24 protein-coding genes are annotated in these 23,486 nt (G+C 45.9%); 21 read left to right on the plus strand and 3 right to left on the minus strand.

The window, feature by feature from the left end:
• The 18 genes from PGW94_RS01515 to PGW94_RS01600 all read left to right on the plus strand — a co-directional run.
• Positions 1-275, plus strand: a 275-nt coding sequence (locus tag PGW94_RS01515; protein WP_271757930.1) for a hypothetical protein, incomplete at its 5' end; no start/stop codon positions are given.
• Between the two features lie 472 nt (positions 276-747).
• Positions 748-1,140: a hypothetical protein gene (locus PGW94_RS01520; protein ID WP_271757932.1), complete on the plus strand. Its 393-nt coding sequence runs from the start codon at positions 748-750 to the stop codon at positions 1,138-1,140.
• Positions 1,141-1,512: 372 nt separating this feature from the next.
• Positions 1,513-1,956, plus strand: coding sequence for a hypothetical protein (locus tag PGW94_RS01525; protein WP_271757934.1), 444 nt, complete (start codon positions 1,513-1,515; stop codon positions 1,954-1,956).
• 533 nt (positions 1,957-2,489) lie between these two features.
• Positions 2,490-2,834, plus strand: a complete 345-nt coding sequence (locus tag PGW94_RS01530; protein WP_271757936.1) for a hypothetical protein — start codon at positions 2,490-2,492, stop codon at positions 2,832-2,834.
• 39 nt (positions 2,835-2,873) lie between these two features.
• On the plus strand, positions 2,874-3,107 hold the full coding sequence (locus PGW94_RS01535; protein WP_271757938.1) for a hypothetical protein: 234 nt from the start codon (positions 2,874-2,876) through the stop codon (positions 3,105-3,107).
• A 382-nt stretch (positions 3,108-3,489) separates the two neighbouring features.
• Positions 3,490-3,834, plus strand: a complete 345-nt coding sequence (locus PGW94_RS01540) for a hypothetical protein (protein WP_271757940.1) — start codon at positions 3,490-3,492, stop codon at positions 3,832-3,834.
• A gap of 659 nt (positions 3,835-4,493) precedes the next feature.
• Entirely contained in the window at positions 4,494-4,838 is a 345-nt protein-coding gene (locus PGW94_RS01545) for a hypothetical protein (RefSeq protein WP_271757942.1), read from the plus strand.
• 153 nt (positions 4,839-4,991) lie between these two features.
• Positions 4,992-5,327 carry a hypothetical protein gene (locus PGW94_RS01550; RefSeq protein WP_333939435.1) on the plus strand — a complete coding sequence of 112 codons (336 nt, stop codon included), beginning with the start codon at positions 4,992-4,994 and terminating at the stop codon, positions 5,325-5,327.
• A 284-nt stretch (positions 5,328-5,611) separates the two neighbouring features.
• Complete coding sequence (locus PGW94_RS01555) at positions 5,612-6,043, plus strand: hypothetical protein (RefSeq protein WP_271757946.1); 432 nt, start codon at positions 5,612-5,614, stop codon at positions 6,041-6,043.
• A 131-nt stretch (positions 6,044-6,174) separates the two neighbouring features.
• Entirely contained in the window at positions 6,175-6,468 is a 294-nt protein-coding gene (locus PGW94_RS01560; RefSeq protein ID WP_271757948.1) for a hypothetical protein, read from the plus strand.
• 207 nt (positions 6,469-6,675) lie between these two features.
• Positions 6,676-6,969, plus strand: coding sequence for a hypothetical protein (locus PGW94_RS01565; RefSeq protein WP_271757950.1), 294 nt, complete (start codon positions 6,676-6,678; stop codon positions 6,967-6,969).
• A gap of 177 nt (positions 6,970-7,146) precedes the next feature.
• Positions 7,147-7,458, plus strand: a complete 312-nt coding sequence (locus tag PGW94_RS01570) for a hypothetical protein (protein WP_271757952.1) — start codon at positions 7,147-7,149, stop codon at positions 7,456-7,458.
• 1,082 nt (positions 7,459-8,540) lie between these two features.
• Positions 8,541-8,771: a hypothetical protein gene (locus tag PGW94_RS01575; protein ID WP_271757954.1), complete on the plus strand. Its 231-nt coding sequence runs from the start codon at positions 8,541-8,543 to the stop codon at positions 8,769-8,771.
• A gap of 207 nt (positions 8,772-8,978) precedes the next feature.
• On the plus strand, positions 8,979-9,689 hold the full coding sequence (locus PGW94_RS01580; RefSeq protein WP_410519516.1) for a virB8 family protein: 711 nt from the start codon (positions 8,979-8,981) through the stop codon (positions 9,687-9,689).
• On the plus strand, positions 9,673-10,518 hold the full coding sequence (gene virB9, locus PGW94_RS01585; protein WP_333939433.1) for a P-type conjugative transfer protein VirB9: 846 nt from the start codon (positions 9,673-9,675) through the stop codon (positions 10,516-10,518). The genes PGW94_RS01580 and virB9 overlap by 17 nt, the downstream gene beginning before the upstream one ends.
• Before the next feature lie 20 nt (positions 10,519-10,538).
• Complete coding sequence (locus tag PGW94_RS01590) at positions 10,539-11,825, plus strand: TrbI/VirB10 family protein (RefSeq protein WP_271757958.1); 1,287 nt, start codon at positions 10,539-10,541, stop codon at positions 11,823-11,825.
• Positions 11,826-11,852: 27 nt separating this feature from the next.
• Complete coding sequence (gene virB11, locus PGW94_RS01595; protein WP_271757960.1) at positions 11,853-12,854, plus strand: P-type DNA transfer ATPase VirB11; 1,002 nt, start codon at positions 11,853-11,855, stop codon at positions 12,852-12,854.
• 50 nt (positions 12,855-12,904) lie between these two features.
• Entirely contained in the window at positions 12,905-15,049 is a 2,145-nt protein-coding gene (locus PGW94_RS01600; protein ID WP_271757962.1) for a type IV secretory system conjugative DNA transfer family protein, read from the plus strand.
• Between the two features lie 437 nt (positions 15,050-15,486).
• Here the strand turns inward: PGW94_RS01600 and xseA are convergent, their stop codons facing one another.
• Together xseA and PGW94_RS01610 are read right to left on the minus strand one after the other, a co-directional pair.
• Entirely contained in the window at positions 15,487-16,677 is a 1,191-nt protein-coding gene (xseA, locus tag PGW94_RS01605; RefSeq protein ID WP_271757965.1) for an exodeoxyribonuclease VII large subunit, read from the minus strand.
• On the minus strand, positions 16,658-17,341 hold the full coding sequence (locus tag PGW94_RS01610) for a zinc-ribbon domain-containing protein (protein WP_333939434.1): 684 nt from the start codon (positions 17,339-17,341) through the stop codon (positions 16,658-16,660). The genes xseA and PGW94_RS01610 overlap by 20 nt, the downstream gene beginning before the upstream one ends.
• 376 nt (positions 17,342-17,717) lie before the next feature.
• Between PGW94_RS01610 and mnmE the strand changes: the two genes are divergently transcribed.
• Positions 17,718-19,052, plus strand: a complete 1,335-nt coding sequence (mnmE, locus tag PGW94_RS01615; protein ID WP_410519517.1) for a tRNA uridine-5-carboxymethylaminomethyl(34) synthesis GTPase MnmE — start codon at positions 17,718-17,720, stop codon at positions 19,050-19,052.
• Positions 19,053-19,877: 825 nt separating this feature from the next.
• Positions 19,878-20,060: a hypothetical protein gene (locus tag PGW94_RS01620; RefSeq protein ID WP_271757969.1), complete on the plus strand. Its 183-nt coding sequence runs from the start codon at positions 19,878-19,880 to the stop codon at positions 20,058-20,060.
• Positions 20,061-20,316: 256 nt separating this feature from the next.
• On the opposite strand, the gene PGW94_RS01625 is transcribed toward PGW94_RS01620, so the two are convergent.
• A complete protein-coding gene (locus PGW94_RS01625; protein WP_271757976.1) occupies positions 20,317-20,859 on the minus strand; it encodes a flavoprotein in 543 nt (180 codons plus the stop codon).
• Between the two features lie 9 nt (positions 20,860-20,868).
• Here PGW94_RS01625 and PGW94_RS01630 point away from each other — a divergent pair, with 9 nt between their 5' ends.
• Positions 20,869-22,998, plus strand: coding sequence for an ATP-dependent DNA helicase RecG (locus PGW94_RS01630; RefSeq protein WP_271757978.1), 2,130 nt, complete (start codon positions 20,869-20,871; stop codon positions 22,996-22,998).
• The last annotated feature ends 488 nt before the right edge of the window (positions 22,999-23,486 follow it).

Consider the following 23,486-nt stretch of genomic DNA (forward strand, 5'->3'; position numbering starts at 1 on the left):
TTAAGAAAGTGCCTGATGTCAGGCGCATTCTTATCGAGCTCTCGGAAAGTGATGAGATGTGGGCTTATGGGGCAGCGTGCGGTGTTGCAGCAATGTCTTTTATTACTCTACTATGCAGAGCAATGAAAAAGGCTATGTGTATCTTCAAAGAAGAGTCACGGGTTCAGGTTGATGATGTAGTGCATGGACCGGAATGTGCAGAGGAAGTTTCTTCCGAGGTATTTCATGTTTCTGGGAGTGTGCGTGCATTCGATACGATGTGTGGTAGAAGATAATAATTGGTGTTAGTGGCTGAATCTTGGGTTTGCAAAACACATTGCGTAACGTTCGCAATCAGGTGTCGTTTCCTACGCTTTGAAATTCGTTATTTGCGGCGCTAAGTCGTGTATTCTGCAGCTCTACGGCGGGCGCTGTGATTTATCTCAGAATCCTCGGTCTTTTTTCGAGTATCCTGCTAGTGCCTTGGACTTTGTTTTTTTCTATTGTGTGTGATTTGTGCCCGAAGGCGAGTAGCGTATGAGCTACTACCTCGGATACGGTTTTACGATATTGGCCTAGTGGTGGCGGGTATTTCGAAACTCGCAGAACTTGTGTGTTACAACGCCTGCTGTTGGTAAGACATGCGGATCCTGCGAGCCCTGTATAGCGTAAGTTGTATTGCGATAAGTGCGTTATCGTTAAATCTGTCTTATAATAGAACTACGGAAGGGGTAAGCCGTTGCTTGCTGTTTTTTACGAGGTGTAAAAATGAGTGCGGATAAAATTATTGGCGTCGGTGCCTTGATTTCTTTCAGTAAAAGATGCCTTATGGGCATTGTATCGGGGATGGTTGTTGCGTGTATGCTTGTAGCCGCTTTTGCAAAACTTTCAGAGCTTTTGGACGTGGGTCCTGCGCAAGCAGATGTTCAATCTTCTTCTCATGTGGTGAATGCTGTTTCCGCAGAGACTCAGACGAATGAATTGCACGCGGGTATTCTGTATGGCGGTTATGGGCTTAGCTCCATAGAAAGCCGTGACGGGCACTTATACTTTGTAGAAAAGACTGGAGCAGAACATGGGCCCAAGTCATGGGTGGCCTTGACTTCTTGCATTGAAGATAAAGAAGGTTGCGGTAAGTGTCGTAGAACAGCTCGTGCATAGCGCTTGATAAATGTATTTTACGTTTTCGCTGAAGAAGTTCGCATGTTGGTGCCTTATGCCTAGATGGTGGCATCTCATGTCGTGGCGAAGTAATTATTGTCTTCACAAACAGAGCTTTGTTGCAGTGTGTAGTCGGTCGTGGGGTTTTGAGGCACGTGGCTAGGTGTCTCTCTGTAGGCTTGGTGTCAGATCTCGGGTTTAGCGGTTTAGGTTGTTCAATGATGGGCACTTGCGCGAGTTTTGCTGGCCCGTCGTCGTGTTATGTGCGGATTTTACTGTGTGCCGAGCTATGGTTTCAGTAAATGTTTGATAAGGCAGTCGCGCTGCTGTTTGGACATAAATTACCCGTTGTTTTTAGAAATGAGATGCAATATGCAGTCGTTTTACGAGAAATGCTTCGTTGTGGTGTTGCTTTTTGTTGTATTAGTAGTGTGCTTTCTCGTGGCAGCGTCAGAGAAATTGGAGGAGATTCTAGAAATGGATGGAATCTCACAAAAAAGTCCGCATAGACTCCATTGTAGGACTGCATATGTTACCAGGGCAACGCAAACAGAAAGCTGTCACGAGGGAGTTTTGCCTAGTGGTTATCGTAACAGAGCGATAATAAGCCGCTCTGGATATTTATATTTTATTTCTGAGACAGGATCTGAGTATGGCCCCTTGTCTTGGGATGATATGCGTGCACATATTTCTGCTAAAGAAGAAGAGAAGAAGGATCCTGCGTCTGGTACCGAGAGCATGTTGTCAGATGTTGCGATAGATGAAGCCTCATGCGTATGTGGTATTACAAAGGCTGGGGCGTTACAGATTGCGTGAATCTATGGGGCGGTGTTGAGTTCATGCACCTGTTGCGATGGTGAGGAGAGCTCAGACGCATCGGAGTCGCAGACGGGGTTCAATTTAAAAGAAGTAGCTTGCCTGTGCTGGACGAATCTTTTGCAGAATATTTCTGTGGAACTGCGTCGATGTGTGAATAGTTTTGAAGTTTGTTGGTTAAGTGAGAAAACTCTCGGAGAGTCCCCTTTGCCGGGTTGCATACAGGATACCAAATTAGAAAGCTCGGACAAATATAGTGTACGGTGAATTGTACTTTAAAACCGACGCGTAGCATTCAGGGATGCTGCGGGTCTTTTGGTTGCACCCACACGGGCTGTAGCAAAGGGCCCAGCGGGCGGTTCTATGGTAGCGATGCGCAGATGTTATAATGGCAGCCGTTACTTTTTCAAAATATTGGGGCAAAGAGCAATACGCACGGATCTATGGAGTGTGGGTATAGTATGGGAAGGGGAAAAAGGAACAGCTCATATACTGCTTTGATGTGGTTTGTGTGATTTTGTGTAGGGTGTGGTATGAGTAGACATGATAGTGACGGAGCTGTGCTTTTTGTCGCAGTGGTATTTGCGGCTGCAGTCGGGTACATCTTAGGAGCTCTTGCGACGTATATTCAAATGTTTAGGGGGGGGGTAGGAAGAAGCTTGGACTTTGATGCTGCGCCTCGACCCGACCGAGATGAACAGCAAGAGGGTCCAGTAGCAGATGAAGAACGGTGGCAAGTTGATGAGCAACACCCTGTTGATATGGCGATGGAAGGGTGGGGCGAAGTCGCGGGTTATTTAATTGTGCGCGATGTAGAAGATGGGCTCATGAGCTTCGTGCGTGATGAATGGTACATTGGGTCCGGTAGACGACGGTAGTACCGCCTTTGAGCAGGAAGTGTTTTAGTTCTTGCCATCTTGTATGGAGATGATTTTCGGCTGCTAGCATATGTGCGTGGTATTATACAGAGGTTGGGGTGTCGCAGATTGCATGAATCTATGGGCAGTGTTGAGTATAATGCTCCTGTTGCTATTGTGTGGAGGGCTCAGGCGCGGTGTAGCAGCATACAGGGTCAATTGAAAAGAAGTAGCCTGCCTTGGATGACGAAACTTTCGCACAATATTTTCTGGATTGTTGTGGAACTGCGTTGACGTGTGAATTGTCATTGAAGTCTGTTGGTTAAGGGAGAAAACTCTCGGAGAATTCTCTTTGCCGGGTTACATACCGGCTACTGAATTAAAAAGTTCGGACGAGTAGAGTGTATAGTAGGTTGTGCTTTATAGAAAACCTGCACGGAGCACGGGGGTGTTGGCGGTCTTTTTGTTGTCGCCAACACGGGCTGTAGCGTGGAGTCCCGAGGTATGTTTTGTGGTGAAAAACGCGGGTGTTGGGCTTACAGCTGTTACTTTCGAAATATTGGGATGGAAGTATTGCTAATGAATCTATAGAGTACGAGTGTGGTACTGGGTAGAAAGAAAAAAGTAGACAACGCATGGACTGCATGGATGTGATTTGTTTTGTGTAAGGTATGGTATGAGTGGGCATAATGGTGACAATGCCGTGCTTTTTGTTGTGGTGGGTGCATTTGCGGCCGCGGTTGGATATGTGTTGGGAGTTCTTGCGGCGTATTTTCAAATGGGTGGAGGTGTAGGGCATTTAGCCGAGGACGAGGCTGAACTCCAGCATGACCAAGATGTTCAGGAAGAAGATCTGGTAGAGAATGAAGACCGGTGGCGAGTTAACGAGCAGCACCCTGTTGATATGGCTTTGGAGGGGTGGGGTGAAGTCGCGGGTTATTTAATTGTGCGCGATGTAGAAGACGGTCTCATGAGCTTCGTGCGTGATGAATCGTACATGGGGTCCGGTAGACGGCAGTAGTACCGCCTTTGAGTAGGAAGTGTTTTAGTTCTTACCATCTTGTATGGAGATGATTTTCGGCTGCTAGCATACGCGCGTGGTATTATACAGAGGTTGGGGTGTCGCAGATTGCATGAATCTATGGGAGTGTTGAGTATAATGCCCCTGTTACTTTACTATTGTGAGGAGGGCTCAGGTGCGGTGTAGCAGCATACAGGGTCAATTGAAAAGAAGTAGCCTGCCTTGGATGACGAAACTTTCGCACAATATTTTCTGGATTGTTGTGGAACTGCGTTGACGTGTGAATTGTCATTGAAGTCTGTTGGTTAAGGGAGAAAACTCTCGGAGAATTCTCTTTGCCGGGTTACATACCGGCTACTGAATTAAAAAGTTCGGACGAGTAGAGTGTATAGTAGGTTGTGCTTTATAGAAAACCTGCACGGAGCACGGGGGTGTTGGCGGTCTTTTTGTTGTCGCCAACACGGGCTGTAGCGTGGAGTCCCGAGGTATGTTTTGTGGTGAAAAACGCGGGTGTTGGGCTTACAGCTGTTACTTTCGAAATATTGGGATGGAAGTATTGCTAATGAATCTATAGAGTACGAGTGTGGTACTGGGTAGAAAGAAAAAAGTAGACAACGCATGGACTGCATGGATGTGATTTGTTTTGTGTAAGGTATGGTATGAGTGGGCATAATGGTGACAATGCCGTGCTTTTTGTTGTGGTGGGTGCATTTGCGGCCGCGGTTGGATATGTGTTGGGAGTTCTTGCGGCGTATTTTCAAATGGGTGGAGGTGTAGGGCATTTAGCCGAGGACGAGGCTGAACTCCAGCATGACCAAGATGTTCAGGAAGAAGATCTGGTAGAGAATGAAGACCGGTGGCGAGTTAACGAGCAGCACCCTGTTGATATGGCTTTGGAGGGGTGGGGTGAAGTCGCGGGTTATTTAATTGTGCGCGATGTAGAAGACGGTCTCATGAGCTTCGTGCGTGATGAATCGTACATGGGGTCCGGCAGACGACGGTAATTACAATTTTGTGTGGTAAGTGTTTTGGTCCTGCCGTCCATCATAGAGTTGGTTTTTAACTGCTAAAATAAGCGAAGACCATGGAATAAATGGGAGCAGGTGGTGATACTGTGTATCTCACAAGAGGTGTGAGGGGTAGGACTGGCAAACAAGATCAGGGCGTATAACTTACAAGCTAACCACGCATTAGACACTGTGGATGCCAACAGGTTCTTGGGGTTCGAAGACGATGAGAGAGTGTTTTTGCCTGCGGCGTGTATACTAAACATGCTAGGAGTGACAAATCTTCAGCTTTTAACGAGTAACCCCAATAAAGTGCAGGCAATATGTAGGTACGATTTTAATGTTACCAACACAATCCCGCTTATAACAGAACCCAACAAATATAACGGGCACTATATGAGGGTAAACTCGCATCGTTCACCAGTAGTACGCCATATCTTGCTCTTTTCAGCATGTTTTTCAACGAGCCTTGGGCCAGCACGCTAATTGCGCGTCAAAAGGACAAATATTCTTGCGTGTGCACAAGGCGTAAAGGAACACAGCTAGTTGATAAATTTTTAACTTTTTGCTACACTGGAAGTATACTAAGCATCACGGCTTTGACGAGCTCACGTTGTGCTGGGGCTTAGTTTCTGTTAAGTTTCCATAATCTTGTTTGTGGCTTGTCGGTGGGGCGTGCCGCCTTAGCTAGTGTGTTGTTACGGCGCGTTCTTTGACATATGGGCCACGTGTTCTGTCACGAACGTACAGTGAGGTCTGTGTTTGAATGATTGAAAATCATCTTCTCGGAAAAATGGTCGGCAGCCCTTCTTTTGGGGACTCCAGGTGTGGCATGGGGGGGGGTAATGGGCAACGCGCGGTCGTACTTTGAGCGTTTGTGCATGGCTATGGTGACGTTGGTGCTAGCAGTCGGTTTTCTTGTTAGTGTTGGCATAGCGCACTTTATGGGTTACGAGGCTCAATGGGTAGAGCCTGAGGGACTTCCTGCGGGTGATGTGGTGGATAGCCCCTCGGAAGCGGTTCTAAGTGAGGCGGGAATAGAAAGTGCTTCGAGATTGTTTCCCAGCCTTGTAAGAGGGTGTTCACTCTCAGAAGGTATAGAACCCCAAGGCTTGGTGTCTCCAGTTTTAGAAGCTATAGACGCAGTTTCCAGGTCTGGAGAGAGTTTTGTATGTGCTTGTATTGCTGGAATGAGTAGGTAACTAACAAACTAGATGTGTGGCTGGCAAGATTTTTAGCTTGTATCTTGCGGTCTTCTGTAGATTGCGTATTTCGGTCCTGTTCGGACTAGACATCGGAGTACTTGAGATTAGAAGTTGTTTGGGGTAGGGAGATGCAAGGCCATAGCGGCATCGATATCGCACTGCTATATGTGTGGGTATATGCGATACTTTCCTTCATGCATTTAATAATATCGATGGGGTTGCTCATCCTTGAGCCGTCGATTATGGCGACAGATCCGCAAACAGATCTGCGCGATAGTGAGGATCGGCATGTGGGGAATACGACACGAAGTACTAATGATGCAGAGAAAAATTCTTGTCTTTTACGGCAGCATACCGAGGAGCGTACGCAACTTGACTGTTCTGGTGTGCAGTGCGCTGCCCAGGTATCACGAACGCGTTAATTAATAAAGTAATACTTGATGGGGCGTTTATTAGCGCTTGTGTTGCCTATAGTATATGCCGGATGGAAGACAGACAAGAACCTTTGTATCGACTGCGATTTGGTTTGTCACTAAATAGTCTCAAAGGTTGTGCAGGTTTTGTGTTTCCTGATGGGTAGAGAACGCTTGGCCATAACCGTAATGTTGATCTTGTGAGATGGAGGCGTTATGAACGAAGTATATGATCGGAACGATGTCGCGATTTTGTACCTTATGGTTTTTATTGCGCTGTTCTTTATCCGAGAGTTTTTATCCGCAGAATTGCGAATTAGGAATCCAGCAATAGCGAGAGCAATAGGTATAGAGGAAGATATGTCACCTTCCATAGCGCAGCATGCGACCGCAGAAGAGGCTTCTCGTTATTGGGAGGAAGTTTCTGGTCCAGCAGGCAATGCAGAAGTTCCTGCGGTATTGGCAGACACAGATCTTCAGTTTTCTGTTCTTGCTACCCGCACTTTGTAGACACCTCGCCATAGTATATACACACTTGTGTTCCTGAGATAAATAAGTAATAAACCTAGCGCTGTGAGTATGTTGTTTTGTGGTCTGACAGACGTAGTTTATGTTTTAGTCCTGTGCCTACAAGCAGCGAAAGCTCGCCAATGGCAGGGAAGTGTGTTTATGTGAGGGGGGGGGGGAATGTTTCAGAATGTTCGCGGGTTTGACGCTGTTCTTTTATCTTTTTTCGTATTTGTGGCTACGTCCTTGATGAAGTTATTTGTGTCGATAGGATTGATTATCAAGGGACCTGCAAAAGCAATAGAGAAGGGTTCAATTGTGGACTCAGCTTCCGATCAAAAAACGCGGTGTACAAGCACAGAAAAGGTCATGCCGGATACGAGCTTGCAGATTCCAGATTCTAGTAAGTTTGTCGAAGGTAGTTCTCAGGTATGTACACTGTTGGAGGACGCTATACCGCAAGTTTGCTCTTCCACAACCTTGGCGAAGTAGAATGTGCTTTTTTCTGTAAGTTTGATGATAGGAGGGGCGCAACGTTTCCGTAAGGGCTTAGTGCAAAAACAATTGCCTGACTCTACCGAGGTTGATGCCTCATACTTACCGAACAGGTGGTACAAACGCCGCTGCGGCTGGAAAGTAAATTTGTGACAAAGCGTACGCGTGTGAAGGATGTTGCATGTCTCGGATGTGACGAAGTATCTTTTTCTGGTTATTGTATTACTCTCTATTTGTTGTGATTTGGGCTGTTAACCGGTGAGCAATATACAGTCTACAAAAACTAGGCAACGTATATATGGGATTTAGCAGTCAATAAACTGCCAGTATGGATTAAAGCTATCTTTGAGTGGTGTACCTGCTGTACTGCCATTGGGGCCTAAATGTTCATGTCAGTAGGATAATCACTAACAGATGAAGCGCAAAAAAGCGACGGAAACCACTCAGCCTTCATTATTCTCAGCAGCTTTATGATTGAAGGAGTCTCTTCAGGGTGTTGATAGGGCTACGATGTGGCAGTTAGCACACTTGTAGTATCATTCCAAACAAAACTAGTTATGTGTGTCTTGCGCAGTGCCGGGCATAACGGAAACCGGATTTCACCGTTTTTCACTGAATGCCAAAGTGTACGGCGTGTCGCATTACGTTATTGTTACAAACCGATTGCAAAAATATTCTAAGTAACTGCGCTGGTGATCCATTTCCTACCGCTTGTTTTACCTCCTTCTGTTGTAACTGAATGAAGCCTTCTGTCTCGAGCATGGAATTCTAAATGTTTCACGCAACGTCTGAGGTTTACCTAAAATGTTTGCATTGGGTGCCATGAGCGGTGCTGTCATAAACTAGTCCATGCGTAGCAGTCGCAAGAAGGCAGCCAGGGGAATGCCTCGCCTCCTGGGATACACTGGGAGGTTGTAAAGAACAAGAAATATAGCAGTGGGAATCTAGCGATAGTATCGTGCCTATACTCCATAAAGGTATATGGGACAAGCGGGGTAATAACCTTTGGTGATGACCCGGTAAGAAGCCTTCTTTTGAGGATAAACATATCAGTTGACTGCGTACTATTGAATAAGGCCGTGAGTATAGAGATACTAGATGGTATTTCATTTAGTAAGTTTACCAGCAAGAAGAAGAGTTATGCATCGCGACTGCAAGATCTGTGCAAGCACTTTGACTCATCTTTTGGGATTTCCCTTCCTCCTAGTATTAAGCGTAGTTTCGCCGATGAGTTTGATGAAGCCGCTTTGCAAGCCAATTTTCCGGTTTGTTCTTACGCCGTTTGTGGCAGGCTGTGGCATCATGTTTAACATTTCTAACATGCGTCCACGAGGAGCAAAAGTGAGCTACTGACGGATATGGAAAAACTGTACTAAGCGCCCCTGGTATGCTAATAGGGGATGATTTTTGTGTTAACTTGATATAAATAAAAGCATAGTAGGTTCTGATGACGTTTGGGCGAACTTGCAGTGGGGCTATTTCCACCTGTTGCGCGGTTTTGTTTCAGCTAGTTGGTATTGTGTATGTTTTTTTTTGGAAAGGCGGGAAAAGCACCTGTGAAAAGGACGGTCAATTACCAGACTGCTGGTAAAGCTGGAGATTGGTACCATGACCGCTATGGGTCTGTCGTGGTGCAGCGCAACATACTGCTTTTCCTTGTTGTTCTTTCTGTGTTTTGCATAGCAGTCAGTACGTTTGTTATTTTCAGGATAGGAAAGACACGTACTATCGAGCCTTTTGTTGTTGAAATTGAGAAAAAGTCCGGCATCACGACTTTGGTAAACCCCATGTCCGTGAAGCAGTACTCTGCGGATGAGGTTCTAAGCAATTACTTTATTGTGGAATATGTAAAGGCGCGGGAGCTTTATGACCCGAACAACTTTCAGTATAACTACTACACAAAGGTACGCCTTCTCTCTTCACAAGACACGTATAGTGGTTTTCGCAGTTGGATTCGGCCCAGCAACCCCTCCAGTCCTATGACGCTGTACTCAGACGTTGTAACAGGCACGTTGAAGGTACGCTCTCTACAGCACCTTGGAGTAGGAAAGGTGCAAATAAGGTTCACCTTGGAGTTTAGTAACCACAGTGGAGCAGAAATAAAGAGGGACAGAATTGCTACTCTTTCCTTTAAATATGTTTCTCTAGAGATGAGTGAACAAGAGCGTCAGGTAAACCCTTTGGGGTTCCAAATAACTTACTATAGGGCGGATGATGAATTTCTATAAAAATTTTCTCGTGTTGTTATCTTGCGCGGTTCTGTTTGTTGGTAGCGGGCAGGCGCAGGGCATGCACACGCATCCAGGTGCGCCGGTGACGGTTGACAGCAGGATAAAGACTTTTGTCTACAGTGCAAATGAGGTGTTTACAGTGGTATTTAACTACGGGTATCACTCCTACATTGAGTTTGCCAAGGGTGAGACTGTTAAGGTCATGGCTCTTGGTAACAACGCGAATTGGAAAATAAAGCCTGTGGACAACAAACTGTATATAATGCCCTTGGAAAAGGAGGGGCATACAAACATGTTACTGGAAACTAGTAAGGGGCGGAGCTATGCGTTCGATTTGGTTTCCAAGTCTTTGCCCATGGATGATACATACGCAGTGGGTGTTAGCGAACATCTCGGCCGTGAGGATAGTGCGCTTTCGGATCTTGCGTACGTAGTGCGTTTCTATTATCCGCAAAGCGAGCGGGAATTTGATATGCGTGGGCAGAAGATAGAAATTACAGCACCCAGTTTTGCGCACGATCCGGAGCTTGAAGATATTGACATAAGGCCCAATGCTACGCGTGCTAATTACGTCTTCACTGCTGGCAGCGCCGATGTCGCCATGGCACCTATGCACGCTTTCGATGACGGAGCGCTGACGTATATAAAGTTCAGTGACAGCAACATGGTAATCCCGAAAGTCTATTTGTTGGATAGAGATGGTGGAAAAATACCGTGCAGGATGTTGCTGTTAAAAGGGTACGTCATAATAGAGGGTGTTCATGAGCTGTTGTACCTAGATTTTGGAGACAGGGGTGTGACGGTAACGAATCAGTCTCTCGGTTAAGAAATTTGGGGTAGTAGCGTATGTCAGACGATATTAAGGGCGCAGGCGCTGAAGAAAACATTGAGGATGACGTCAATATAGTAGGTGTTCACAAAAGCAAGAAGCTCTTTGTCACCATTATTGTCCTTTTCGTTACTGGGGCTCTGTACTATGTGTTCTTCATGGGTGAAAAGCCTGCTGAGGTGGTAGACGAGACTAAGAAGTCTATTGAGGAAAGGAACGTAGAAAAACTTTTAAAGGATGCTGAATCCCCTGCGCAGGAGACAACGCCGAGGATACTTACTCCTCCTCCAAGACTGCCTGAGCTGCCGCCGCTGGTTATGCCGAGCGTGCCGGACATACCGGTGGTGACGAAGTTAGTGAAACCTCCTGTGGGAGTGGAAGACGATACTACTGAGCTGGAAGTGCCCACTACATTAGAAGACAATACACCGAAGGATGTGCGCAGTGAGCCATTATTGCCCATGCCATACTCCCCCATGACAGCAGAAAAGATGCCGTCGTTTTTGGGCTACGATAAGGAAAAACGTGGTGCGCCTATGATTGCGCTGGGAGGTGGCGATTCTGGTGGCGGTGATGAAAGTGGCACTGGAGGCGAGGGGGACATAGATAAGCGTTTTACGGCATGGCACGGACTCGAAGGTACTTCGTCTCCTAGCGTAAAGGCAACGCATGTGGGTGATCCTAGATACATCATACTACAAGGTCACATGATCGACGCAGTCCTAGAAACTGCGATAAATTCTGATATACCTGGCGTGCTGAGAGCGATAGTCTCCAGGGATGTGTACGCTGCTGCTGGCAATGCGGTTATGATACCTAAGGGTTCCAGGCTGATAGGCAGCTACTTCTTTGACGACAATGGAAAAAGCATGCGAGTGAACGTGAACTGGACTAGGGTTATTCTTCCTCACGGTGTAGATGTACAGATAAACTCCACAGGAACGGATGAATTGGGCCGGAACGGGATTTCTGGAGTTTTTGACAGTAAGGTGGGAGCAACACTTACTTCTACTATACTCTTGGCAGGTATTAACATAGGAACTGCGGTAGTTTCGTCTAAGATTCCTGCATTGCAGTCTGAGGTCGTGAAAACCGAGGAGGATAAGGATAAGAAGACAACTTCGTCTTCATCTGTCCAGGCAAAAATCGTTACGGATGCTGTGAAAGATTTCTCCGAGTCTATGAAGGCGTTAATAAACAAGTACACCGATACTACGCCAACCGTATATGTTGACCAAGGTACTGTGATGAGGGTGTTTGTGAACCAAGACATAGTATTTCCTAGAGAAGCAGTACTGAGGTGATCGCAATGGGTATGGGGTTATAAAACTATGACAAGCGGAGGAGGTGCTGCACTAGAGACTTATCTGGAGCCTCTTAAGGGTATCTTTGACGAGGAAGGTGTCTCAGAAGTTTCTATAAACCGCGAATGCGAGGTGTGGGTAGAAAACAGAGGCGTAACACGGTGTGAACGTATAGAAGCCCTGACTATTTCGCACCTGAAGGCACTGTGTAGGCTCGTGGCACAGGCTACAGAACAAAAGCTGAGTGAAGAAACCCCGCTTCTTTCAGCATCGCTACCTAATGGCTTTCGGGTGCAGGTAGTCTTCCCTCCGGCGTGTGAAAGTGACAAAGTTGTACTATCAATACGTAAGCCTTCGTCTATACAGTTGACCTTGGAGGACTACGAAAAAATGGGGGCTTTTTCTCATGTGACAGCCATGAAAGATAAGGCTCAGAGTGTGAACAGTGAACTGAGCTCTCTACTGTCCAAGGGGAAGTTCAAGGAATTTTTAGAATTGGCTGTACGGAGCAAGAAAAACATTATAGTGAGTGGAGGTACGTCTACTGGTAAGACGACATTCACTAATGCCGCATTAAGGGCTATACCTCTCGAAGAGCGGATCATTACGGTAGAGGACTCTAGAGAAATAACTCTCTCCAACCCAAATTGTGTGCATTTGCTTGCTTCTAAAGGTGGGCAAGGGCGCTCACGCGTGACCACGCAGGATCTAATAGAGGCTTGTCTTCGTTTAAGACCGGATAGAATAATAGTGGGAGAGCTACGTGGTGCAGAAGCATTCAGCTTTTTACGAGCAATAAATACTGGACACCCGGGGTCAATATCCACTTTGCATGCTGATACTCCAAGAATGGCGATAGAGCAGCTGAAACTTATGGTCATACAAGCAGGTATGGGGTTGCAACCTGATCAGATTGTTGACTACATTGAGAATATTATCGACATTATAATCCAGTTGAAGCGGGCAGAGGGTGGTATGCGTCACGTTTCTGAGGTACTGTTCACTAAATGTTCAGGTAATAATGTATAGTCTTTGCGCAAGGACATTTTTGTGCTTTTTTGTGTTGCAGAAGCCAGAGCATGCATAGTTCCAACCATATTCGTAATGTACTTGTCTTCTTCGTAGGCATGTTTTTCCTGATGGAGTTTTGCTTCTATACATCAGGTGCCATGTTCGTGCTATTTGTGTGGGGGATGGAGTACTTGGACTTCCATTCGTTGAACCCAAGCCTTTCGGACTTTCCTGCGAGATTATGGCCTACGATTTTTGACTACATACACAAGTGGTGGGTTGACCCTAGTGTTTTTGGCGTATCGAATTCCGTCAAGTTGTGGGGTTCATTTTTTGCGCCATTGAGCCTTGTGGGCATCGTGTTTTGGAATTTGAGACACATACTTTTCGACTGGCGTCCTTTTAAAAAGAAGGAATCCTTACATGGAGACTCTAGATGGGCTTCGGAGCGGGATATTCGCAAAATAGGGCTACGGAGCAGAAGGGGGTTATTGTTAGGTAAGGATCAGCGTGGGTACTTAGTAGCAGATGGATATCAACACGCGCTGCTTTTTGCTCCAACAGGTTCCGGTAAGGGTGTGGGCTTTGTAATTCCCAATCTTTTGTTCTGGGAAGATTCTGTCATTGTTCACGACGTAAAGCTTGAGAACTATGACCTGACCAGCGGTTACCGTAAGAAGATAGGTCAGGATGTATATGTGTGGAATCCGGCGCAACCCGATGGAATAAGCCACTGTTACAACCCGCTGGACTGGATAAGTAAAAAACCGGGCCAGATGGTGGATGATGTGCAGAAAATTGCAAACCTGATAATGCCCGAGCAAGACTTCTGGTACAATGAGGCCCGCAGTCTGTTTGTGGGAGTAGTTCTGTACTTGCTAGCCGTGCCTGAGAAGACTAAGTCCTTCGGGGAGGTCGTGCGCACAATGCGTAGCGACGATGTGGTGTATAACCTTGCGGTTGTGTTAGATACTATAGGAAAGCAAATACACCCCGTGGCGTATATGAACATAGCTGCCTTCTTACAGAAGGCCGACAAGGAGCGGTCTGGTGTTATATCTACCATGAACTCTTCACTGGAACTGTGGGCTAACCCGCTTATAGACACTGCTACAGCATCGAGTGACTTTAACATTCAGGACTTCAAGCGTCGCAGAGTAACTGTTTACGTCGGAGTTACTCCTGATAATCTAACCAGGTTGAGACCGCTCATGCAGGTTTTCTATCAGCAGGCAACGGAATTTTTGTGTAGGACGCTTCCTTCTGATGATGAACCTTACGGTGTGCTTTTCCTTATGGATGAGTTTCCGACTTTGGGCAAAATGGAACAATTCCAGACTGGCATTGCGTACTTCCGTGGATACAGGGTGAGATTGTTTTTGATCATCCAAGACACGGAGCAGCTCAAGGGTATTTATGAGGAGGCGGGAATGAACTCCTTCCTCTCGAATTCCACCTACCGTATAACATTTGCGGCTAACAACATAGAGACTGCAAACCTTATTTCACAGCTTATAGGAAACAAAACGGTAAGTCAGGAATCACTTAACAGGCCGAAGTTTTTGGACCTTAATCCAGCGTCGCGTTCTCTACACATATCAGACACGCAAAGGGCATTGTTGTTGCCGCAGGAAGTTATTATGCTGCCCAAGGATGAGCAGATTCTTTTGATAGAGTCAACTTATCCTATAAAGTCTAGAAAAATAAAATACTATGAGGACAAAACTTTTACGCGTAGGTTATTAAAGAGCACGTTTGTTCCAACGCAGGAGCCTTACAATCCAGATAAGGCACGTGGTGATGGGGGCGACGGTGGTGGAGAGATCATTTCTGAAGGCGAGAGCAATGAGGAGCTTCAGGCTCTTTTGGGTCGCGGTGACGTTCCGCCACATGATGGTGCTGCTGGGGAAGATTATAATGGTAATTTTGTGGAAAGAGATGAATATGACGACCTCTATGGAGGCGACAGCGTAGAAGAGGATTCTGAATTTCCTCTAGATGACGATGAGGAAGACGGTTACTCAAATGAAGATTTCGACGAAGTTTACGGAAGTCAGGAAGAGCTTGACGACGGCTGGTTGGAAGATGAAGAGCTTCTTGAAGATGAGTCATGGAGTTCTGATGAAGGTGACGAAAGTGCCGACGAATACGAGGACGGCGACGATCTAATAGAGGACACCGAAGAGAGTGACGAGAAAGTGCCTGAGAAGTAGTTGAGTTCCACGCAATGGGTGTTCGTAAGTCTATCATGGCTGGCTTGCGCAATGATAAAGTGCTATATTCTGTGCTTTTTGTATAGGTCGGGGTGCTGCGTGCGTGCTCCCCGTAAGTGCGGGGGCTGTATTGCATCGCGCCAAGGTGTGGGCATGTTGGCATAGTGACTGCATTTTAGGTTTGTGTGTGGGATTTGGTACTAATCACCATGCTGCTGGTATTCCAGGTACTTAACAACAGGCATTACCAGATTGCCGTCAGCCCGATGATCATGGCATCGGTGAGTTATGTGCCGATCTACGCACTACCTACATAGCGTTAGCATGAGAAGTTACGGCTGACGCTTTCGATTCTGGGCATGTTGTAGAGGATATGAGGTGTTTCTGCGCTTTCTTTATACGGAGTGCTAAGGCTAATAAAGGTCTGCTAGGGGACTCTAGTCTGTTATAATAAGAGCGCGCCGTTGTCCGTCTTTCCATCTAATAATCACAGTATCGTTGGCTGATAGATCATTAGCAGAGCATATCTGGTTCCCATTTATATCGCAGATAACCGTGTAGCCAACATTTAAGATGTTTTGTTGGTCATAGTAGTTCAAACGCTGTACCAACGCTTCGAGTTTCTGTCTCTTTTTCAACAGAATAACATGTAAGAGATGCCTTATCGTTTTGCGATACTCCGTCGTTAGCTGTCCCATGTGGAGTATTTTACTTCTCGTTTCTGCCAGTATTCCCTTAAATTTCAACAAACGATTTTCATGAAGTTTGATTACGCGCTCACAAGAGTTTTTAGATCGTATTAGTTGATTTGAGATTCTTTCAACAAGCTTTCTCTTTTCAGGCAGAACAATCTCTACTGCTGCGGTGGGTGTTGATGCTCGCACATCTGCCGCATAGTCTATTATCGTGTAGTCTGTCTCATGCCCAATAGCAGACACTACGGGTATTTTTGAAGCCGCAACTGCACGGGCAAGGTCTTCATCATTGAATGGCCATAGCTCCTCCAAACTTCCGCCACCGCGAGCCACAATAAGCACATCCGGAGGATCAGTTGAGTTATTGAACCCAGCTATTGCGTCGATGACCATGGAACTTGCCAGGAGGCCCTGTGTTTGTACTGGCCATATTACAACGTGCGAGGGAAATCTTTCCTCAATCCTGCTCAAAATGTCGCGGATAACTGCTCCTGTAGGTGATGTTATAACTCCGATTTTCATGGGCAGCATCGGAAGCTTTTTCTTACGTGCGGGGTCAAAAATTCCCTCACTTTCCAGCTTTTTTTTCCGCTCTGCAAGCATGGCTGCGAGCTTGCCCGGGCCAGCGAGAACCATGTCTGTGATAATGAGCTGATAACGTGACTGATATATGCTTATATGTCCGGTACATACCACTTCCAGTCCATCGCAAAACTGCTCTTTTATTCGTGTGCCGTTCCAGCACACTGCGTTTATTATGGAGTTGCTGTCTTTCAGCGTTAGATACACATGCCCTGAACTTGGCCGAGAGACACCACTGATCTCTCCGCGCACTTTGACGCAGTAAAACGTCTCATGCAGTAACCTTTGGAGTACATCTGTAATTTGGGTAACGGTAAATTCCGGTACCGTGTCAGTAAAAAAGGATCTCAAAAGCGTTACCTGTGCGCACCTTTACAGTTTCGGCAGTGATGGGCACGTCCTCTAGCACTTGCTCGAAGTACAACTCTGAATTGCCCCGTATCAACCCGTACTTATCTACCGCAATTTTCTTCGAAAAAACACTGTTTTTATGTTTATCGTAGAAAGTAAAACGCACACCCGGTATGAAACTTTCCTCTTCAGAGGTATTAGTAATCACCCACTTCACGCTCACCGTCATTTTGTCGTCAGGCTTTATACTCAGGACTTTTGCGTCTGATTCTAGCAACCTAACGTGAGAAGTATCGTATATTTCTGCAAGACGATAAATTCTTCTGACCTTGTACGGCACACTCTGTTGAAAGGAAGAGGAAAATAGGAACAACAAGGGAAGCATAATGATGATTTGTGGAATGGTATACTTCCAGAATCTTGTTTTTTTGTGAGCAGTGCCAGAGCCAGGCGGACCCTTCTTCACTCTTGCATGCTCAAATGTTACGCGTGGTTCCTCTGTCTTATATAGCCAGGTATTGTGACAATTCGCACAAGTAACCTCTTTGCCCTGTTCGGGTATTTTCGTACTCGCAACACTGTACATAGCACCACAATTTGTACACACTACCCTGATCATTAAAGCTATAGGTAAAGGGAAACAACTGTAAAAAATATAAACCATAATTTAAAGAATGTCCATGACTTTGACCAATGTAACATGCCAAATAGTGGGCACTTTCGGGCATATTAGCGCATAAGATCACTAATGGATTTTTGCAAAAAATCAGAGCTTTAAGCCCACAATTCTATAACGTATAGAAAAAGGCGCGCCAGTAGCAGGTCCGTTCAGGCTTTAAGAATAGGTGCTTTTGTTTTTTAAGGTGATAATATTAGTTTAGCGGCGCTCTCCATTGTAGAGTTACGTTTCTCTTGTGAATATGAATACGCAGCCATAGTTGGGTGATATAACTTCGCGCAGGGGCTTTTGTGTGATATTCGGTAGTGCTGCATAACGCACAATGTGCTGTCGTTTGTTAAAATTGGTAAAAATACTGATGGTGGGAGAAAGAGAAGACACAATATTTGCGCTCTCAACGCCGCGTGGAAAGTCTGGAGTAGCAGTTATAAGGATATCTGGTACCGGCGCGCTTGATGCTCTGAGGACTCTGGGCATATACGACGAGATTAGCCCCAGAATGGCTACATGTAAAATCTTACGCGACAGCTCGGGTCATCCCATAGATCAAGCAGTTGTTTTGTATTTTCCTGCCCCGGGAAGTTTTACAGGGGAGGATGTAATAGAACTGCAGGTACATGGCAGTATAGCGGTTATCCGGCGCCTATATGACATGCTTCACACGGTGATACGCATAGCAAACCCGGGTGAATTCTCTCTGCGAGCGTATTTGAACGGTAAAATTGACCTTACTATGGCTGAGGGCATATCAGACCTTATCAATGCAGAAACGGAGGCTCAGCTGCGACAAGCGGTGGCGCAGTCTACTGGCAGTTTGAAGCGGCAATACTCGTCATGGCGAAACATGCTGATAGATATAATATCATCTTTGGAAGCATGTATAGACTTCCCTGAGGATGTGGATTCAAGCAAAGTATTAGGAGGCATATATGGGGGCATATCCCAGTTTCGTGAGAACCTAGCACTGTACCTTGACGATAATCATCGCGGAGAAATACTACGTAACGGAATACGTGTTGTTATTCTAGGAGAACCGAACGCTGGCAAGTCTACACTGTTCAACAGTTTGGCGCGAAGGAATGCTGCTATAGTGTCGGCACAGCCTGGAACGACTCGCGATGTGCTGGAAGTCGCGATAGATATCGATGGATACCCCTTTGTTATTGTCGATACCGCAGGTATACGAGATAGTTCTGACTCAATAGAGCAGGAGGGCATAAGACGTGCTTTGAATGCTGCGGAGCACGCAGATGTTAAGATAGTCATGTGCCCATACGGAACGGTGTTCCAGGAAAGTATAGACGCGATTAGTAGCCCGCACGATGAGAGAACAGTTTGGGTTCTCAGTAAGGCGGATAACAGCAGTGAGAGTGGACCGGTCATGCTACATGGCAGAAAATTTCACCCCATTTCAGTACATCGCGATATTGGTGTCAGTACACTGCTGCAACTTATTAAAGAGAAGTCGGAGAATAGTTTTCCTGGCACTGAGGACGTATGTATAACCTCTCATAGGCATAGAAGCCATCTGCAAAAGGCTCTACAGTTTCTCTCAGCTATAACGCACGATATGCCGGTGGAAATTCTTGCAGAGCATCTCAGACTCGCATCACAAGAGATCGGCAGGGTCACGGGAGTAGTATATGGGGACGATATTCTGAACGATATCTTCAGCAAGTTCTGCATAGGTAAGTAAGGAGCCGAGTAAAAATTACGCAGAAGACAGATTCTTACAGTTTTTATGGGAGAAATAACCAGCACAAGTGGACACGCGGCGTACCGTGTGTAGTGCGAAAAACTACATGTTGAATTGAAACGGAGCCGCTACACGGGGAAACAGAATAATATCTGCTAGACTATTACCGAATACTGGATAGGAACACGAAGTTATGAACCCGGCAAGCCATGGGGAATCTTTGGCGCAATGACAAAACCCGGTGCGTTGTGTGAGGCATAGGTAGAAAATGCGTTTAGAGGTCCGCGTGACCATTTTTGAGGTTATCTTGCATTGTGTGCTGAAAACATCAGAGGATTACAAATAGTCCAACTGGACAAATAACCTCACAAGTGACCGCCATGTCTGTCCAGCTAATACAATATCCAAGGACGGCTATGGAAGAACATAGCAAACAGATCTCATGTAGGTATCAAGTGGTAGGATTGTATGCAAAACTCTTACAATATTCACGATGCATGCGTGCGTGGCCCGGTGGAGTTTGGACTCCAAAATTGGGATAGCCACACTGATGTATTTATCGCTAATTAGCATGTGGATGCCTATGCGTACTGCGCTGTGGTTTGTCAGGATATGCATTGCAAGCCATGCGAAAAGCATTGGGCAGTGCGATGGAGTATGGTAGCAAATCTTTTTTCGTGATCTATCCATGATAAAGAGTATGTTCTATAAAACGCAGTGGAATGGGATCCGAGCAATGCTCTGGACTACATAGGTGTTGTGTAGTGAAACTACATGAAAGACTCCCTGCATAGACGAATTTTGGCGCAGTAGCAAAGGTTGGTTTTGGAACCATCGGTGGAGAATGTGGGCCTAGTTCCAGATCATGTGTATTTGCTAAAGCATCAGGAATCGGGATTCTGCGGAGCCATATGCGCAGGAAAACCTCCACAGGTGGTTGGTGCGTTACTTTTGGACGAGTTATGCTGCGGTGCAGCTGCCGCTAGCAAGATGTTGCCTATAGGCTAGCCGGAACACCTGTATTGGTAGCCCGGGATAGAGATATTGGAAATCGCGTACGTAGCGGTAACACCTTTGACGATGTCTACGGTGAGTTAGGTGGAGAATCCTGCGCAGGGCAGGACTTGGCACGTTGTTGTATGATGCAGAGAACACATGACACATGCTTGTAGTGACAATAGGAACCAGTGATCGACAGTGTCGGAATCACTGCGGTAATGACCGTGTGACAGTACAATGTCCTACGGCAGAGCAGTATTGGACCCTAGGTCTTACTAGAAGCAGCTAGGCCTTCTACAAAGTCCACGATTGTAGGCACGCTGGCCATTTTTCCTAATCCTGCCTCTCCACAAGCTAACACACCCCACTCGGGCTCGATTATGTGTACGTTATCCTGCTTTAATATTTCCAAATTGCGAGCCATAGGATTTGAATTCCACATCACAGTATTCATTGCTGGTGCCATGATTACGGGCTTATTGGCGGCCATCAATATGGTTGTTGGCAAATCATCACAAATTCCGTGGGCAACCTTGCCTATTATATTCGCGCTGGCAGGCGCTACCAGTATCAGGTCGACATTTCGTGATAGGGAAATGTGCTTCATGTTTTCGTTTTCTTCGAACGCGTCTTGCTCTGTGTATGTGTGTGTTCCAGATAACGCAGAAACCGATAGCGGAGTAATAAATCTTTCGCCGCTACTGCTTAGTACGCAGTGCAAATTGTATTTTCTTCTTTTCAACTCTCTGATAACTTCAAGTGATTTATATGCAGCAACGCTTCCTGTTATTATGATTAGTACATCCATGCCTGTCCTATGATAGAAACACAAAGCCCATCAACCCACGTAGAACAGTCTGAGAAAGCAAAGAAAACTGTAAAACGCCCCTCAGAAGTTCCTGGGATGTTTTCCAGCATATACGATATGCAAGGCGTGGACAACGAGAAGGGCACATTGTTGGAAAAATTATGCGGTGGCTCACGGATAGTGGATTTACTTTTGTATGCCCCGCACAGTTATGTGGACCGGCGCAACACCCAGATTTCAGAACTATCCGCGCGGGGGAGCGTGGTAGGTAATACAGTAACATTTGTGGCTGTGGTAAAAAAACATGTAGCACCACACAAGATAAAACGTACAAGAAATGTCCCATACAAGGTTCTTTTGGCTACTGAGATAGGTGAGGTGTGGCTGATATTTTTTAATTACTCACGACAATACTTAGAGAATGTTCTGGTTGTTGACAAACCATGCGTTATCAGTGGAAAGCTGGAAGTGCATAGAGGCGTGATGCAGATAACGCATCCAGACTATTGTACCAGTAACCTCAGAAAACTTACTGAGATCTGCGACACGTTAGAGCCCGTGTATTCGGTCACTAAAGGGATACACTCAAGATTGGTGCATAAGTTTATTAAAGTTGCCCTAAAGTCTCTACAGGCACAGTATGAATGGCTGCCCAGTGACTTAATATGTGAGCATTCTTGGTACAGTTGGCAGGAAAGCGTTTGCAAAATCCATGTGCCTAGTGATCTAGACGAAGTACAGAGAAGTAAAGGAAGGCTATCCTATGATGAGCTGTTGAGTTACCATGCAGCAATATATTTTGCCCGTCAGTACGGCAGAAAGCAGGGTATCGCAATAAATGTTAGGGGCTTATACCGGCAGCAAGTTCTAACAAAGCTCGGTTTTGAACTAACAGAGGGACAACAAGCCGCCATTGAAGATATCACCGCAGACCAGACTTCAGATAAGCAAATGGCTAAACTGCTGCAGGGGGATGTCGGAAGCGGAAAAACGGTTGTTGCGCTTTTTGCTCTACTAAACGTTATAGAAGATAAGGGCCAAGTGGCATTTATGGTGCCTACGGAAATATTGGCCGAGCAGCATTGTTCATGGATTCAGTCGCTTTTGGCCGATCTAGATATACACATTGAGCTCCTTACCGGCAGGTCTAAGAATAAAGAGTCAGTCATTGCGCGTCTGTCATCGGGGGAGATTAACGTTATCATAGGGACTCATGCGTTATTTCAGGAGTCGGTAAAATTCCATAATCTTCGCCTTGTCATCATAGACGAACAGCAGAGATTTGGGGTTATGCAACGGATGAAACTGATAGAAAAGGGCGAATCCGCGGATGTTTTGTTCATTACGGCAACCCCCATACCCAGAACATTGGAGCAAATATTATACGGAAATATGGACAGGGTGACTCTGACAGATAAGCCAAAGTGTCGGTTACCTGTGAAGACTAGCGTAGTAAAGGTAAGCCGCATTGATGATGTGTGCATGAGGCTAAAGAACATGATAGCACAGGGACATAAGGCGTATTGGATCTGCCCATATATCGAGGGGTCAGAGGGCAGTGATATTGCTTCTGTTGAAGACAGATTTGCTTCTTTGAAACATATCTTTGGAGATATAGTTGGTATATCACACGGTGCAATGCCGCAATCGAGCAATGATTCGGCCATGCGTGCTTTTTATTCAGGTAATCTTAAGTTGTTGGTAGCAACCTCTATCATTGAAGTTGGGGTCAACGTTCCGGACGCGACCATCATTGTGATAGAGAACCCAGAAAGGTTTGGTTTGTCACAGCTACATCAACTGCGTGGCCGCGTTGGTAGAGGAAATCAGCAATCATTTTGTATTCTACTCCATGGGCCGGTAAGCAAGATTGCATATAGGAAGCTTATTACCCTAAGAGATTCTCAAGATGGATTTTACATAGCAGAGCAGGATCTAATACTGCGTGGAGGTGGCGACATGTTAGGTTGTAGGCAGTCAGGTGTTATTGCGTTCAAATTCGCTGATCCCTGCGATTTAAGCACAATGGTGCGGGCGCATGCGGATGCTCACAATATGGTAAAAACAGAAGATGGACGCAAGCTGGCATATCGCCTTACGCAGATATTTGGATACTCGCTCCCATATATAAACTACTGATACGTAAAACATGTAAACTTCTGCCAACGCTACTATAAGACCATGTTTTGTGTGAATACGATTTTGGAACATGCTTGAGACTTTTTGCATATGTGTCCTGGCATTGTCAGCGGATGCTACGGTAAAAACTTTGGAGGGTTAGGTGGTGGAATTAGCCTCTGCCGCGTATTCCTGTCGCTTGTGCTGCAGATACGTTCCGTTATGGTTTCCAAGTCTACTGACCCATTTAGTCTTGTCATGTGTGTATGCAATTTTGACATGTATTGAGCAACAACCACCGAAGTGCAAACATGTTTGTAGCAACCGCTCATGGGATGAAACTGGAAAATTTCCTATGTTTGTATGGCAACTTTTGCCGTACCTGTACTGAACACTGCTGCTTTCTGGAGCATGTATGAAGTAGATGGGCCAATATGGTTACCCACGCTATGTACGGTCCGTGTGGTGTACTGTGTACTTTTATCACCTAGCGTTTGGCCCCATCACGG

Source organism: Candidatus Anaplasma sp. TIGMIC (assembly GCF_028204095.1).
Taxonomy (GTDB): Bacteria; Pseudomonadota; Alphaproteobacteria; order Rickettsiales; family Anaplasmataceae; genus Anaplasma.

Bases quoted from the DNA above. Each gene is read 5' to 3' on its own strand.
- PGW94_RS01520 (WP_271757932.1), top strand. From the start codon at position 748: ATGAGTGCGGATAAAATTATTGGCGTCGGTGCCTTGATTTCTTTCAGT.
- PGW94_RS01525 (WP_271757934.1), top strand. From the start codon at position 1,513: ATGCAGTCGTTTTACGAGAAATGCTTCGTTGTGGTGTTGCTTTTTGTT.
- PGW94_RS01530 (WP_271757936.1), top strand. From the start codon at position 2,490: ATGAGTAGACATGATAGTGACGGAGCTGTGCTTTTTGTCGCAGTGGTA.
- PGW94_RS01540 (WP_271757940.1), top strand. From the start codon at position 3,490: ATGAGTGGGCATAATGGTGACAATGCCGTGCTTTTTGTTGTGGTGGGT.
- PGW94_RS01545 (WP_271757942.1), top strand. From the start codon at position 4,494: ATGAGTGGGCATAATGGTGACAATGCCGTGCTTTTTGTTGTGGTGGGT.
- PGW94_RS01560 (WP_271757948.1), top strand. From the start codon at position 6,175: ATGCAAGGCCATAGCGGCATCGATATCGCACTGCTATATGTGTGGGTA.
- PGW94_RS01565 (WP_271757950.1), top strand. From the start codon at position 6,676: ATGAACGAAGTATATGATCGGAACGATGTCGCGATTTTGTACCTTATG.
- PGW94_RS01570 (WP_271757952.1), top strand. From the start codon at position 7,147: ATGTTTCAGAATGTTCGCGGGTTTGACGCTGTTCTTTTATCTTTTTTC.
- virB9 (WP_333939433.1), top strand. From the start codon at position 9,673: ATGATGAATTTCTATAAAAATTTTCTCGTGTTGTTATCTTGCGCGGTT.
- PGW94_RS01590 (WP_271757958.1), top strand. From the start codon at position 10,539: ATGTCAGACGATATTAAGGGCGCAGGCGCTGAAGAAAACATTGAGGAT.
- virB11 (WP_271757960.1), top strand. From the start codon at position 11,853: ATGACAAGCGGAGGAGGTGCTGCACTAGAGACTTATCTGGAGCCTCTT.
- PGW94_RS01600 (WP_271757962.1), top strand. From the start codon at position 12,905: ATGCATAGTTCCAACCATATTCGTAATGTACTTGTCTTCTTCGTAGGC.
- PGW94_RS01610 (WP_333939434.1), bottom strand. From the start codon at position 17,341: ATGGTTTATATTTTTTACAGTTGTTTCCCTTTACCTATAGCTTTAATG.
- PGW94_RS01625 (WP_271757976.1), bottom strand. From the start codon at position 20,859: ATGGATGTACTAATCATAATAACAGGAAGCGTTGCTGCATATAAATCA.
- PGW94_RS01630 (WP_271757978.1), top strand. From the start codon at position 20,869: ATGATAGAAACACAAAGCCCATCAACCCACGTAGAACAGTCTGAGAAA.